Origin of the sequence: Kitasatospora kazusensis (assembly GCF_039529945.1) — a bacterium.
Lineage (GTDB): Bacteria > Actinomycetota > Actinomycetes > Streptomycetales > Streptomycetaceae > Kitasatospora > Kitasatospora kazusensis.
In genome coordinates, this window is sequence record NZ_BAAANT010000010.1 from 160,452 (window position 1) to 172,866 (window position 12,415).

Here is a 12,415-nt window from a genome sequence, read left to right on the forward strand (position 1 = left end):
ACCACCCCCACGGGTACGGCCTTCACCCGTCCGGCCGTCAGAATGCCGCGCGGACGGCTCCGACCACGGCGCCGCCGCCGTGCAGCGGCTCGGAGCCGATCCGGTCGACCGTGCCGTCGGGGGTCTCGACGCCGAGCCGGCGCAGGGCCTGCGCCAGCACCGGGCCGCGGGCCCGCTCGGCGCCGTCGTCGATCTTGAAGGCGACCGCCCGGCCGTCCGGCAGCGCGACCACCTGGACGGCTTCGGCGCCCATCTTGGCGAGCGCGCCGGGCACCGCCCGCATCAGCCAGGTGTCGGCGCGGCGGGTGCCCGCGACGTACTCGGGGTGGGCCCGCATCGCGTCCGCCACCCGGCGCTGCGGGGTGCCCGGCTCGGCGGCGAGCAGCCCCCGGAAGCCGCGGGCCAGGCCGGTGAGCGAGACGGCCAGCAGCGGTGCGCCGCAGCCGTCCGTACCGGCCGCCGCGACGGTCTCGCCGGTGGCCTCCTCCAGCGCCTCCCGGGCCAGCAGCTGGATCGGGTGCGCGGGGTCGAGGTAGCTCGCGGTGTCCCAGCCGTTGGCGACGCAGGCGGCGAGCCAGCCGGCGTGCTTGCCGGAGCAGTCCATCATGATCGGCTCACGCCGCCCGCCGCCGCCGAGCAGGGCCTCCGCCTCGACCGGGTCGAGCGGCAGGTCCGGCGGGGTCTGCAGGGCGTCCTCGGTGAGACCGGCGGAGGCCAGGATCCGCCGTACGGCGTCCCGGTGAAACGGTTCCGCGGAGTGGCTGGAGGCCGCCAGCGCGAGCAGCTCGCCCTCGATCGCCAGACCCGCCCGTAGGGTCGCCACGGCTTGGAAGGGCTTGGCGCAGGAGCGCGGGAAGAGCGGGGCGTCCGGGGTCCCGAGCGCGAACTCGACCGTGCCGTCGGCGGCGAGCTGCACCAGCGAGCCGCGGTGGTGGCCCTCGGTGAAGCCGGAGCGTATGACTTCGGCGAGAACGGGCAGGGCGGAGGACTGCGGCATCGGAATGCTCCACGGTGAGGGTGGCCGGGTCGGGGAGGGGCACGGCCCGCACCGCCCACCCGCGGGGTCAGCCGCCGGCGAGCAGGTCGTCGACCCGCGCTTCCCCTTCACGGTACCTGCGGGTGATCTCCGCGCTGCAGTCGTCCGCCGTCCGCTGCAGCCGCTGCCGCCGCTCGGAGACCCCCCGTTCGTGGACGGCGAGCCGCTCGACCGCGGCCAGCAGTTCGGCCGTCCGGTGCGCGTCCAGGTCGGCCAGCTGGACGTCGCCCATCAGCGCGTCGGCCTCCCGCTGGTAACTCTCGCCGCGCGGCGGCCCGACGGTGAGGTGCCGGGCCGGGCGCCGCACCGGGGAGGGCGTGTCGGCGAGGATGGCCGGCAGCCGGTCGAGCAGCCCGCCCAACCGGTCCGGGAGTGCCGCCGCGGGCTCCGTGGCCGGGGCGGGCCGCACCCGGCGCCGGTCCAGCTCGGCCCGCAGGATGTCCATCCGTCCGTGCAGCAGCCGGCGCAGGTACGAGAGGTCGGCCTCCTGCTCCTGTGCGTCGCGGCGGAGCAGCCTCAGCTGGTCCAGCCCGAGCTCGGTGAACCCGTACGACGGGTCGGACCGGGCGTGGGCCGTGCTGTCGTGGGCCGTGCTGTCCTGGGCCGTGCTGCTCGCGTCCATCAACCAACCACCTGCCGCTGTCCTGGTCACGCTGTCCGATGCCCCCGCCCCACGGCGACGGTCGCGCCGTGTGTTGTCCCCGTCGTGCCACCCCGCCGGGTGGTCCCCGGCCGAGCCCGTCCCTGTTCTGGTGCACGCCGGAACGCCCCCGTTGGTTCCCCTGCGGCGCCGGTACCACTCCCCCGGGCGATCCCGGCCGGAACACCTGTCCGGCCGGTTCGGCGACGGGGCGACGAGCCTTGGACCGACCGGCACATGGAGGTCGGTCCTGGTACCGCCCACAGCGTGCCACCCCGGCCCGTGCGGTGCACCGCTCGTGCACCCGAACGGCCCCCTGGCGAAGGGGGGTGGCTGATACGACCGGGACAACCCCCTGGCAGCACACCCGCGCCAGGGGCGCACCTGTCACCACCCCGGCGCGCGCGGAGGCCCCGCGCGCCTCCGGCAGAATGACGGCATGCGAGCAGTGGTGCAGCGGGTGGCCGAGGCCAGGGTGACGGTGGACGGCGAGACCGTCGGATCGATCGAGGGGCCGGGGCTCTGCGTCCTGGTGGGTGCGACACACGGGGACACACCTGCCAAGGCGGCCCAACTGGCCCGGAAACTCTGGACGCTGCGGCTCTTCGACGGCGACGGGGACGGGGTCGAGCGGTCCTGCTCGGACTTCGGCGCACCCCTGCTGGTGATCAGTCAGTTCACCCTGTACGGCGACGCCCGCAAGGGGCGCCGCCCGACCTGGAACGCCGCCGCGCCCGGGCCCGTCGCCGAACCGCTGGTCGACGCGGTGGTGGCCGAACTCCGCGCGCTCGGCGCGGACGTCGCCACCGGCAGGTTCGGGGCGGACATGAAGGTGGCGCTGGTGAACGACGGGCCGTTCACGGTGCTTGTCGAGGTTTAGGCAAGCGAGCAACCACAACAGGGGCGTCGGGACTGTGGGCGCAACCGTGTACGTACGTCGTGGCTGGTCGCGCACGCAGTTGATCAAGCAGGGCCCCGCGCCCCTGTCGGGCCGGCCCTTACTGAGGAACGATCACGTCCTGGGCGGCTGCGACCGTGCCGGCCAGCAGGACGGCGTCCAGGGGGACGTTGCGCTTGACGATGGCGAGGGCGATCGGGCCGAGTTCGTGGTGGCGGGCCGAGGAGGTGACGAAGCCCAGCGCCCGCCCGTCCGGGTCCGAGGCGAGCCGCACCTCGGTGCCGTGCGGGGGCAGCACCTCCTCGGTGCCGTCCAGGTGCAGGAAGACCAGCCGGCGCGGCGGCTTCCCCAGGTTGTGGACGCGCGCGACGGTCTCCTGGCCCCGGTAGCAGCCCTTCTGGAGGTGGACGGCGGTGCTGAGCCAGTCCACCTCGTGCGGAATGGTGCGGTGGTCGGTCTCGAAGCCCAGGCGCGGCCGGTGGCCCTCGATCCGGAGCGCCTCGTACGCCCAGATCCCGGCGGCCCTGCCGTACCCCTCGGTGCGCTTCACCAGCTCGGTCCGGGGCAGGAACAGGTCGCGCCCGTAGGTGAGTTCGCGGACGGCGGCGGCGCCGTCGGCGGCGGCCTCGGACCCGGCGGGCAGGTGCACCACCGCGTAGTCGGCGGTGGCGTCGGCGACCTCCACCCGGTACATGAACTTCATGCTCTCCAGGTACCCGATCAGCGCCTGCCCGGTGCCCGGCTCGACGTGCGCCCAGGTGGTCGTGCCGTCGTCCACCAGGTAGAGGGCGTGCTCGACATGGCCGTTCGGGGAGAGGATCAGCGCCTCGGTGGCCTGCTGCGGCGGCAGCGCGCTCACGTGCTGGGTGAGCAGCAGGTGCAGCCAGCTCAGCCGGTCCGGGCCGGTCACCGTCAGCACGTCGCGGTGCGAGAGGTCCACGAAACCCCGGCCCTCGGCCAGTTCGCGCTGTTCGCGGAAGATGTCGCCGTAGTGCGCGGCCACGCCTTCGTCGGCGCCCTCGGCCGCGACGGCACCGGGCAGGGACAGCAGCGGGCTCTTCGTACCGGTCATACCGGTCAGCTTACGGCTCCGCGGGCCGGCTCCGGCCGGCTCCCGCCGGGTCGGGTCCGGGGAACCGCTCCCGCCGGGTCGGATCCGGGGAACCGCTCACGGCGGCGGGCCTCAGGCGTCGGCGAGCTTCGCGGTGCAGTCGGCGCAGCGGCCGAAGATGGCGAAGTGCTTGAGGTCGGTGTCGAAGCCGTGCTGCTCGCGCAGGCTCTCGACCAGCGGGGCGGCGATCGCGGTGTCGGTCTCGGTGATCTGCTCGCAGTCCCGGCAGACCAGGTGCAGGTGGGTGTGCCGGCCGGCCAGGTGGTAGGTCGGGGCGCCGTGGCCCAGGTGCGCGTGCGAGACCAGCCCGAGCTCCTCCAGCAGCTCCAGCGTCCGGTACACGGTGGAGATGTTGACCCCGCTGGCGGTCAGCCGGACCTGCCCGAGGATCTCGTCCGGGGTCGCGTGGTCCAGCACGTCCACGGCTTCCAGCACCAGCTGGCGCTGCGGGGTGAGGCGGTAGCCGCGCTCGCGCAGGTCCGCCTTCCAGTCCGACGAGAGGTGCCAGTCAGTTGGAGTCTCAGTGTTCGCCACAGTCTGTCCCTGCCCGGATCGAGGTCGTGGGAACAAGTGTAGGGACCGGTCGGCCGACCGGTCCCTACCTCGGCGTCCGCGGTCAGGCGCGGCCCCGGCGTCTCAGCGGAAGAACGCGATGCCGTCGTCCGGCAGGTCCGCGATGTCCTGGATCAGCTTCGCCTGGTTGAGCACCTTCTTCAGCTGGCCCGACATGTACGGACGCAGCGGGACCTCGGGGGCGGCCTTCTCGCCGACCCAGAGCAGTTCCTCGTTGACCATGCCGTAGAGGCGCTTGCCACCGGTGTACGGGTCCGAGCCCTCGATCCGGGCGACGGCGTCGGTGGCGACGTCGATCTGCGGCTTGCCGTCGTGCAGCTTGCCGTACCAGATCTCGACCGTGCCGTCGTCGCGGACGGAGGAGATCTCGATCTCGCGCTCGCCGGTCGCGCCGTGCTGGTTGCTGGTCACCCGCCAGAAGGAGTGCTCGTTCTCCAGCGGACGGACCTTCTCGCCCTCGCCGTCCAGCACCCAGGTACGGGAGCGGAACTCCAGGAACGGCCGGCCGTCGTGCCGGAAGACGATCTCCTGGCCGAAGTTGCACTTCTCGGCGCCCGGGAAGTCGAAGACGCCGGCTCCCTCCCACGTACCGAGGAGGAAGGCGAGCGGAACGACGTCCTTGTGGAGGTCGGAGGGAATCTCGATCATGTTCCTGGTCACTGTCGTCGGTGTGGGGCCTGCGTCAACCGTACGGCAGGCTGGGTCAGCGCTGGCCCTGGTACAGCTTCATGACCGAGAAGACGGCGAACCAGGTGATCAGCACGGCCATCAGGGCCAGCAGACCGTCGAAGAACCATTCCAGGGTGGTCACGGGGCACTCCCAGTTGCGGCGGTAGGCGGGGGAAAAGCGGGGTGTACGACGCCGCTGAGTCTATCCGTCGGCCTCCGGCTGTCGCAGTGGGCGGTCCCGGTGAGCCCGGACACGTCAGGTACCCCGGCCCGGACACGCGGGTACCCGGCCCGGACACGCCCTAGGGTTGGGTCCATGGCGCCCATGTCGAAGAAGCTGGTCATCAAGGTCACCGCCGGAGCGGACGCGCCGGAACGGTGCTCGCAGGCGTTCACCGTGGCGGCGGTCGCGGTCGCCAGCGGGGTGGAGGTGTCGCTCTGGCTGACGGGCGAGTCCTCCTGGTTCGCGCTCCCCGGTCGGGCGGCGGAGTTCGAGCTGCCGCACGCGGCGCCGCTGCCGGACCTGCTGGAATCCGTGCTGGCCGCCGGGACGGTGACGCTGTGCACGCAGTGCGCGACGAGGCGCGGCATCGTGCAGGAGGACACCGTGCCGGGGGTCCGGATCGCGGGCGCCCAGGTCTTCGTCAGCGAGATCATGGCGGACGGGGTGCAGGCGCTCGTCTACTGAGCCGTACGCCGGGCCGCACCCCCGGCCGGGGGTGTCCGGGGTCGTCCGGGGTCGTCCGGCACGGGTACTACGGGCGCGGCTCGTGGTCCGGGTGGTCGCGGTCGTGGCCGGGGTCGTCCCAGCCCGGGTTGTCCCAGCGGGGGTCGTTCCACCAGTCGTCGTCCGGGTCCCGCTTGTTGGCGAAGACCGCCGCGAGCGGGGGGATGACCATGGCGAAGACGCACATCCCGATCGCCGCCGGTACCGAGACGAACCTGACGACGCTCCACGCCAGGACGAAGGTGCCGATGCAGCAGCCCATCATGACGAAGTAGCGCACGTGCCTCTGGTGTGCCTGCACGGTTCCACGGTACGGCCGAAGGCCCCTGCCTGGGCAGGGGCCTTCGGGACGTTCAGGGAGGGACGGTTCACCCGGCCCGGTCGTTCACCCGGTCGGGTCGTTCACCGGCCCGGCTGTTCACCCGGCCCGGCTCAGACCGCGATCGCGACCTCGGTCGGGCTGCCGCCCTGCGAGGCGACCACCTGACGGTCCACGGTCGCGCCGGGCACCAGGGCCCGCAGCGTCCAGGTGCCCGGACGGGCGAAGAACCGGAACTGCCCGGTGGCCGAGGTGGGGACCTCGGCGGTGAACTCACCCTTCTCGTCGAGCAGACGGACGTAGCCGTTGAGCGGCTCGCCGTCGCGGGTCACCGACCCCTGAATGATCGTTTCCTTCGCCACGTCAACTCCTGCCAGATCCGGGCCGCCGGCCTTCGCACCGCACATGTCTGTGTCTCCTCTTCGACTTACGGGTGGAGCCGGGGCTCAGTTGCCGAGCTCGATCGGCACGCCCACCAGGCTGCCGTACTCGGTCCACGAGCCGTCGTAGTTCTTGACGTTCTCCTGGCCGAGCAGTTGGTGCAGCACGAACCAGGTGAGCGCGGAGCGCTCGCCGATGCGGCAGTAGGCGATGGTGTCCTTCGCCAGGTCGACGCCCTCGGCCTGGTAGAGCTCGCGCAGCTCGTCGTCGCTCTTGAAGGTGCCGTCGTCGTTGGCGTTCTTCGCCCACGGGATGTTGCGGGCGGACGGGACGTGGCCCGGACGCTGCGACTGCTCCTGCGGGAGGTGGGCCGGGGCGAGCAGACGGCCGGAGAACTCGTCGGGCGAGCGGACGTCGACCAGGTTCAGCTTGCCGATCGCGGCCAGGACGTCGTCCCGGTAGGCGCGGATCGAGGTGTCCTGGGCCTGGGCCTTGTACTCGGTCGCGGCGCGCTCGGGCACGGCGGCGACCAGCTCGCGGGAGTCGAGCTCCCACTTCTTGCGGCCGCCGTCGAGCAGACGGACGTCGCCGTGGCCGTACAGCTTGAAGTACCAGTACGCGTAGCTGGCGAACCAGTTGTTGTTGCCGCCGTACAGCACCACGGTGTCGTCGTTGGCGATGCCCTTGGCGCTGAGCAGCGCCTCGAAGCCGGCCTGGTCGACGAAGTCGCGGCGGACCGGGTCCTGGAGGTCCTGCTTCCAGTCGATCCGGACGGCGTTGCGGATGTGGTTCTTCTCGTACGCGGTGGTGTCCTCGTCGACCTCGACGACGACAACCTTCGGGTCGTCCAGGTGTGCCTGGACCCAGTCGGCGTCTACCAGGACGTCACTGCGGCTCATGGTGATGTTCTCCATCCGGGGGCGGTTGGCGGAAGAGGCTGTTCAGGAGCTCGGCGTCCGTCCCGTCCGAACTTCTGTCCGAATGTCGAGACAGGGCGGTGTGCGGGTGGCGCCGTGCGGTTGATCGGGGTGTACCCGGGGTCGCCCGGCGGCCTGCCACGCAAGCGTGCCAGCTCAGACCACGGGCAAGGGGTGGGGCGGGCCGGAAATACCGGTCAGAACCGCCCTGTCAGCGCATTCGACACAGGCAGGAGGACACGCGGCACAGGTCTACCGCCCGCCGCTTCGTGAGATCCGCCTGTCGCTTCATGCCGACGATGCTAGGGACACCGGACGCCCCCTGTCATCAGGGTATCGAATAGTGAGACTGATTTCTTCGAATGCTGAGATTTTGCCCTCCCGTGTCCTGCGGCCGCCCGGGTCGGGCGTCCGGCGGCCCACGGAGAGGCGGCACAGGCGGGCACGGGGCAGCACGGAGCGGCGCGGAGCGGTACGGGAGCGCTCCGTGCGACGGCACTGGACAGAACGTCTCGCAGAGCGGGACAGCAGGGACAGGGGGCGTCCGGGACAGCCGGCGGGTCAGCCGATCAGCTTGAGGTTGCTGCCCTGGAAGCTGAGCAGCAGTCCGTCCGGCTGCGGGGCGGCCGAGGCCAGGCTCAGCCCGGCCGGCAGGTCGGTCAGCGTGAAGCTGCGCGGGCCGAGCGCCGCGTTCGCCTGGCCGCCCAACAGGGAGCCGATACCGGCGAGTTGGAAGCCGTCCGCCGCGATGGTGTTGCCGCTGCTGTGCACGTTGCCCTGCCCGAGCTCGACCCCGGCCACCGAGGCCTTGACCTTCCCCGGGCCGCCGTACGAGAGGTCGATCCGCTGGGCGCCCTGGATCAGCTTGGCCAGGTCCGGGTACGAGATCAGACCGCTGCCGGTGCCGCTGCGGACCGTCGCGCTGCGGTAGCCGTCGCCGAGCTCCACCCCGGACAGCCGGGCACTGAACGAGGTGAGCGCCGCCTGCTGCCTGCCGTCGCTCACCGTCGCGCCGGCCCCGGAGAGGCGTACGGAGTCGAACCGGCCCGCCAGCGCCTGGGTGAGGAACGGGAACCCGTCGATGGAGACGTCCGGCCGGGTGCTGAGCCGGCCGCTGGAGACCAGCTTGTCGGCGGCCTCGTCCTGGACGACGCCGACCGCGACCCGGTCCGCGCCGATCAGCAGCCCGGCGATGACCGCCAGCCCGATCGTCAGCTTCAGCCAGCCGCGCATCGTGTGCCCCTCAGATGGTCCGACGTACAGGCGTACAAACGTACAGACCTACGACGTGCGGAGCCGGGCCGTGGTTCCGGCCCGGCGGTCGCACGGCCGTGCCGCACAGGTGACGCACGGGTGACGCACAGCCGTATCGCGCCGGGCGGGCCGGGCCGGGCGGGTCAGTGCGGCAGCAGGCGCGAGGCCGTCCACACCAGCGGCGCCGCGACCGCGAGCGGGAGGGCGACCCCCGCCGTCAGGTGCACGAAGCGGGACGGGAAGTCGTACGACGCCACCCGGCGCCCGACCAGCGCGCCGACCGCTGCGAGCGCCCCGACCGCGACGGGCGCGCCCGCGAGCACCGCCGTACCGGCCCCCAGTAGCAGCGCCACCGGCACCGCGACCGCGCCGGGCAGGCGCAGCGCCGCCGCGAGTGCGGCCAGCAGGACAGTGACGGCGACCGCCGCCACGGCGGCCGGGACGTGGGTGCCGAGCAGCAGTACCGAGCAGAGCCCGGCCAGCGCGGCGCCCGAACCGAGCACGGTCAGGGCGTAGAACCGCTCCGCAGGGTCGGACGGGCGGAAGGTCTGCAGGACGAGCACCAGCAGCAGGGCCCCGCCGAGCACCCCGAGCACCCCGGCCGCGCCCGCCCCGGCCAACACCGCCGCGTCGGCGGCGAAGCCGGTCAGCGCGGCCAGCGCGATGCCCTGCCGGGCCGGCCACATCCCGTTCAGCCGGAACCACCCGGCCGCGGTGAGGGTCTGGAGCGCCGCGACGGCGAGCGCCTGCGGCAGCTGCCCCGCGACGGCCCCCACCGCCAGCGGCGCCGCCAGGGCGGCGGTGAGCAGCGCGGACGGCAGGCCGGGCCCGATGACCGGCGATCCGGTCCGGGCCGCCGGGACGGGCGGTGCGACAGCGGGCACGGCGGGCGGCGGGTTCATCTCACCCGCCCGCGAAGGGGGGCAGCACCTCGACCGATCCGCCCTCGGTGAGCCGCACCGAGGCGTGGTCCCGGGCGCCGACCGGATCGCTGTCCACCAGGTACGAGCAGTGGTCGAGGATCTGCAGCAGGCGCGGGCGGTCCGCGTGCCGGGCGCGCACGGCCTGGAGTGCTTCGGCCAGCGTCGCGGCCCGGTAGGGCTCCTCCCCGGTGCCCGAGGCGGCCTTGGCGGCGGCCCAGTAGCGGACGACCCCGTTCACGGCCGGGGCGTCCGGGAACTCCCGGTCGCCCGTCACTCTCCCGGCTGAATTCCGCTCGGTGCCGGCATTGGCGGTCGCGGCCATGGCAACCCCTCCTCGTCGTCCTCGCCCGGTGCGGTGGCCCGGCTCTGTCTGCCGACCACCCACACAAAAGGTGTACACGTACCGTGCGGCCGGTGCGGCTCCCATGATGGACCGGGCGGCCCCCGGCGCGGCAACCTCCCTGGTCGGCGGGGCGGCGCCCCCGCACCGGAAGAACGCGCCGGACGTGTCAAGGGTCACGCCGCAGGCGGCCCGACCTGACGAAGCGGCGGCCCGTGCCCCTCCCGCAGCGCGGAGTGGTCGGCTATTCTCGGTGCCGTAAGGGATCCGGGCAGAGTCGCCCCCGGGTCCTTTTGCGCTTTCAGGACGCCAGTACGGACGTCCTCGCGTACCGGTCCCCCACCCGGACCGGCAGGCGAGGCCCGCCCCGCCCGATCGGCACAACGACGTGCTCGCGATCAGGCCGGGAGCGGCAGGCCGGCGCCGGGTCCACCGCCCGGTGCGGAAGCAGACCGGAAGGTTCGCGGATGAGCAGATCGGTATCGGAGCAGCAGGGGTTGCGGGACCCCTGGCGCGCGCCCCGTACTGCGCTGCGCACCGGCGCATCTGCCGGATCTCACCCTGCGGACACGTCTCCCCCACCCCTCACTGCGAGTGCGCCCGCCCGCTGCGGCGGCCGCCGTACCGCCGTGACCGCGACGACCCGGAAAGGGGACTAACCGGGTATGAGTTCTCTCCTCCTGCTCACCAACGCACTACAGCCCTCCGCGGAGGTACTGCCCGCGCTGGGCCTGCTGCTGCACACCGTCAGGGTGGCGCCGGCCGAGGGTTCGGCCCTGGTCGACACCCCCAGCGCCGACGTCATACTGGTCGACGGCCGCCGTGACCTGCCGCAGATCCGGAGCCTCTGCCAGCTGCTGCGCTCGACCGGTATCGGCTGCCCGCTGATCCTGGTGGTCACCGAGGGCGGCCTGGCCGCCGTCACCGCCGAGTGGGGCATCGACGACGTCCTGCTCGACACCGCCGGCCCGGCCGAGGTCGAGGCGCGGCTGCGGCTGGCCACGGGCCGGATGCACGTGACGGCGGACGACAGCCCGATGGAGATCCGCGGCGGCGACCTCACGGTCGACGAGGCCACCTACTCGGCGAAGCTCAAGGGCCGGGTGCTCGACCTCACCTTCAAGGAGTTCGAGCTGATCAAGTACCTCGCGCAGCACCCCGGCCGGGTGTTCACCCGGGCGCAGCTGCTCCAGGAGGTGTGGGGCTACGACTACTTCGGCGGCACCCGGACGGTCGACGTGCACGTCCGGCGGCTGCGGGCCAAGCTCGGGGTCGAGAACGAGCAGCTGATCGGCACCGTCCGCAACGTCGGCTACCGGTTCGTGGTGCCGGAGAAGGCCGACAAGGGCGAGCGCCCCGGCCTGGAGCAGCGGGCCGGCGTCGCCAACGAGGTCTGAGGGAGAGCCGGGCTCGGTCCACGATCACCAACCGAAGCCCGGCTTGTCCGGATATGACCGATACCGTCCCCGGGTAGCGGGCAGGATGTCACAGGTCACAGTTCCACTCGGGAGCGACCCGCGTAGACTCCCTCCGTGGCCAAGGTGACGCGCGACGATGTAGCCCGACTGGCTGGGACCTCGACCGCGGTCGTCAGCTACGTCATCAACAACGGGCCGCGCCCGGTCGCGCCCGCGACGAAGGAGAAGGTCCTCGCGGCGATCGAGGAGCTCGGCTACCGGCCGAACAGCGTCGCCCAGGCGATGGCCTCCCGCCGGACCAACCTGATCGGCATGGTCGTCCCGGACGCCCGGCAGCCCTTCTTCGCCGAGATGGCGCACGCGGTCGAACGCGCCGCCTCCGACCGCGGCAAGCTGGTGCTGATCGGCAACTCCGACTACGTGGACGACCGCGAGATGCACTACGTCCGCGCCTTCCTCGGGATGCGGGTCTCCGGCCTGATCCTGGTCAGCCAGGGCGCGCCCCAGCAGGCGGCCAAGGAGTTCGCCGCCATAGAGGGCGCGAAGGTCGTGCTGCTGCACCGCCGGCCCGAGGCGATCGACGACGTCTCCGTGGTGACGGACGACGTCGGCGGCGCCGAGCTCGCCGTCCGGCACCTGCTGGAGGTGCACGGTTACCCGTACGTGGTCTGCCTCGGCGGCCCGGTGGACACCCCGGTGCCCGGCGACCCGGTGATCGACCACGTCGAGGGCTGGCAGCGCGCCATGGACGCCCACGGCCTGCCGACCGAGCGGTACCTCGTCGACGCCCCCTTCCACCGGTACGGCGCGTACCAGGTCGCGCTGGGCCTGCTGAGCTCCCCCGACCGGCCGCGCGCCGTCTTCTGCTCCACCGACGACCAGGCCATCGGCGTCCTGCGGGCCGCCCGCGAGGTCGGCCTGCGGGTGCCCGAGGACCTCGCGGTGGCGGGCTTCGACGACGTGCCCGAGGCCGCGCTCGCCGACCCGCCGCTGACCACCGTCGCCTCCGACCGGGACGCGATGGCGCGGGCCGCCGTCGACCTGGTGCTGGACGACTCGCTGATGGTGCCCGGATCGGACACCGAGCGGGTGCGGAAGTTCCCGTCGCGCCTGGTCGTACGGCGTTCCTGCGGCTGCGGCGGGCCTGACGGGGAGTAAGCCCCGGTAGTCCGTGCGCTGACCAGGCTTTATGAGAAGTCAACGGGCTTC

16 protein-coding genes are annotated in these 12,415 nt (G+C 72.8%); 4 read left to right on the forward strand and 12 right to left on the reverse strand.

Translation table 11 applies throughout. The annotated features are described in order from the left end of the window. Window positions 1-37: 37 nt before the first annotated feature. Together ABD330_RS11710 and ABD330_RS11715 are read right to left on the reverse strand one after the other, a co-directional pair. Window positions 38-997 (reverse strand): asparaginase, encoded by a 960-nt coding sequence (locus ABD330_RS11710; protein WP_344463746.1) that lies wholly within the window; start codon window positions 995-997, stop codon window positions 38-40. Window positions 998-1,064: 67 nt separating this feature from the next. Then, a complete protein-coding gene (locus tag ABD330_RS11715) occupies window positions 1,065-1,658 on the reverse strand; it encodes an RsiG family protein (protein ID WP_344463749.1) in 594 nt (197 codons plus the stop codon). A gap of 457 nt (window positions 1,659-2,115) precedes the next feature. On the opposite strand from ABD330_RS11715, the gene dtd reads away from it, so the two are divergent. Further along, a complete protein-coding gene (dtd, locus tag ABD330_RS11720; protein ID WP_344463752.1) occupies window positions 2,116-2,556 on the forward strand; it encodes a D-aminoacyl-tRNA deacylase in 441 nt (146 codons plus the stop codon). 118 nt (window positions 2,557-2,674) lie between these two features. Here dtd and ygfZ read toward each other — a convergent pair whose 3' ends face one another. From ygfZ to ABD330_RS11735, 3 genes are all read right to left on the reverse strand, one after another. After that, complete coding sequence (gene ygfZ / locus ABD330_RS11725) at window positions 2,675-3,646, reverse strand: CAF17-like 4Fe-4S cluster assembly/insertion protein YgfZ (RefSeq protein WP_344463755.1); 972 nt, start codon at window positions 3,644-3,646, stop codon at window positions 2,675-2,677. A 111-nt stretch (window positions 3,647-3,757) separates the two neighbouring features. Continuing rightward, on the reverse strand, window positions 3,758-4,219 hold the full coding sequence (locus tag ABD330_RS11730) for a Fur family transcriptional regulator (RefSeq protein ID WP_344463758.1): 462 nt from the start codon (window positions 4,217-4,219) through the stop codon (window positions 3,758-3,760). Window positions 4,220-4,321: 102 nt separating this feature from the next. Continuing rightward, window positions 4,322-4,906 carry a heme-binding beta-barrel domain-containing protein gene (locus ABD330_RS11735; RefSeq protein WP_344463761.1) on the reverse strand — a complete coding sequence of 195 codons (585 nt, stop codon included), beginning with the start codon at window positions 4,904-4,906 and terminating at the stop codon, window positions 4,322-4,324. Between the two features lie 346 nt (window positions 4,907-5,252). On the opposite strand from ABD330_RS11735, the gene ABD330_RS11740 reads away from it, so the two are divergent. Further along, window positions 5,253-5,615 (forward strand): DsrE family protein, encoded by a 363-nt coding sequence (locus tag ABD330_RS11740; RefSeq protein ID WP_344463844.1) that lies wholly within the window; start codon window positions 5,253-5,255, stop codon window positions 5,613-5,615. A gap of 67 nt (window positions 5,616-5,682) precedes the next feature. Here the strand turns inward: ABD330_RS11740 and ABD330_RS11745 are convergent, their stop codons facing one another. From ABD330_RS11745 to ABD330_RS11770, 7 genes are all read right to left on the reverse strand, one after another. Then, entirely contained in the window at window positions 5,683-5,955 is a 273-nt protein-coding gene (locus ABD330_RS11745; RefSeq protein ID WP_344463765.1) for a DUF3099 domain-containing protein, read from the reverse strand. A gap of 131 nt (window positions 5,956-6,086) precedes the next feature. Then, window positions 6,087-6,380: a DUF1416 domain-containing protein gene (locus tag ABD330_RS11750; RefSeq protein ID WP_344463768.1), complete on the reverse strand. Its 294-nt coding sequence runs from the start codon at window positions 6,378-6,380 to the stop codon at window positions 6,087-6,089. Between the two features lie 39 nt (window positions 6,381-6,419). Next, entirely contained in the window at window positions 6,420-7,253 is an 834-nt protein-coding gene (locus ABD330_RS11755) for a sulfurtransferase (protein ID WP_344463771.1), read from the reverse strand. Between the two features lie 229 nt (window positions 7,254-7,482). Further along, window positions 7,483-7,563, reverse strand: a complete 81-nt coding sequence (locus ABD330_RS32475; protein WP_425555508.1) for a putative leader peptide — start codon at window positions 7,561-7,563, stop codon at window positions 7,483-7,485. A 269-nt stretch (window positions 7,564-7,832) separates the two neighbouring features. Continuing rightward, the gene (locus ABD330_RS11760; RefSeq protein ID WP_344463774.1) at window positions 7,833-8,504 is read right to left on the reverse strand and encodes an LmeA family phospholipid-binding protein; all 672 of its coding nucleotides are present in this window, start codon (window positions 8,502-8,504) and stop codon (window positions 7,833-7,835) included. Window positions 8,505-8,668: 164 nt separating this feature from the next. After that, entirely contained in the window at window positions 8,669-9,427 is a 759-nt protein-coding gene (locus ABD330_RS11765) for a hypothetical protein (RefSeq protein ID WP_344463777.1), read from the reverse strand. A gap of 1 nt (window position 9,428) precedes the next feature. Continuing rightward, a complete protein-coding gene (locus tag ABD330_RS11770) occupies window positions 9,429-9,770 on the reverse strand; it encodes a MoaD/ThiS family protein (RefSeq protein ID WP_425555505.1) in 342 nt (113 codons plus the stop codon). A 683-nt stretch (window positions 9,771-10,453) separates the two neighbouring features. Here ABD330_RS11770 and ABD330_RS11775 point away from each other — a divergent pair. Then, complete coding sequence (locus ABD330_RS11775; RefSeq protein ID WP_344463780.1) at window positions 10,454-11,185, forward strand: response regulator transcription factor; 732 nt, start codon at window positions 10,454-10,456, stop codon at window positions 11,183-11,185. A 135-nt stretch (window positions 11,186-11,320) separates the two neighbouring features. Next, the gene (locus ABD330_RS11780; protein WP_344463783.1) at window positions 11,321-12,364 is read left to right on the forward strand and encodes a LacI family DNA-binding transcriptional regulator; all 1,044 of its coding nucleotides are present in this window, start codon (window positions 11,321-11,323) and stop codon (window positions 12,362-12,364) included. Window positions 12,365-12,415: the final 51 nt, after the last annotated feature.

What these genes read in the sequence shown, in the direction of transcription:
- ABD330_RS11760 (WP_344463774.1), bottom strand. Translation starts at nt 8,504, where the DNA reads ATGCGCGGCTGGCTGAAGCTGACGATCGGGCTGGCGGTCATCGCCGGG.
- ABD330_RS11715 (WP_344463749.1), bottom strand. Translation starts at nt 1,658, where the DNA reads ATGGACGCGAGCAGCACGGCCCAGGACAGCACGGCCCACGACAGCACG.
- ABD330_RS11755 (WP_344463771.1), bottom strand. Translation starts at nt 7,253, where the DNA reads ATGAGCCGCAGTGACGTCCTGGTAGACGCCGACTGGGTCCAGGCACAC.
- ABD330_RS11710 (WP_344463746.1), bottom strand. Translation starts at nt 997, where the DNA reads ATGCCGCAGTCCTCCGCCCTGCCCGTTCTCGCCGAAGTCATACGCTCC.
- ABD330_RS11775 (WP_344463780.1), top strand. Translation starts at nt 10,454, where the DNA reads ATGAGTTCTCTCCTCCTGCTCACCAACGCACTACAGCCCTCCGCGGAG.
- ABD330_RS11770 (WP_425555505.1), bottom strand. Translation starts at nt 9,770, where the DNA reads ATGGCCGCGACCGCCAATGCCGGCACCGAGCGGAATTCAGCCGGGAGA.
- ygfZ (WP_344463755.1), bottom strand. Translation starts at nt 3,646, where the DNA reads ATGACCGGTACGAAGAGCCCGCTGCTGTCCCTGCCCGGTGCCGTCGCG.
- ABD330_RS11765 (WP_344463777.1), bottom strand. Translation starts at nt 9,427, where the DNA reads ATGAACCCGCCGCCCGCCGTGCCCGCTGTCGCACCGCCCGTCCCGGCG.
- ABD330_RS32475 (WP_425555508.1), bottom strand. Translation starts at nt 7,563, where the DNA reads ATGAAGCGACAGGCGGATCTCACGAAGCGGCGGGCGGTAGACCTGTGC.
- ABD330_RS11735 (WP_344463761.1), bottom strand. Translation starts at nt 4,906, where the DNA reads ATGATCGAGATTCCCTCCGACCTCCACAAGGACGTCGTTCCGCTCGCC.
- dtd (WP_344463752.1), top strand. Translation starts at nt 2,116, where the DNA reads ATGCGAGCAGTGGTGCAGCGGGTGGCCGAGGCCAGGGTGACGGTGGAC.
- ABD330_RS11740 (WP_344463844.1), top strand. Translation starts at nt 5,253, where the DNA reads ATGTCGAAGAAGCTGGTCATCAAGGTCACCGCCGGAGCGGACGCGCCG.
- ABD330_RS11750 (WP_344463768.1), bottom strand. Translation starts at nt 6,380, where the DNA reads ATGTGCGGTGCGAAGGCCGGCGGCCCGGATCTGGCAGGAGTTGACGTG.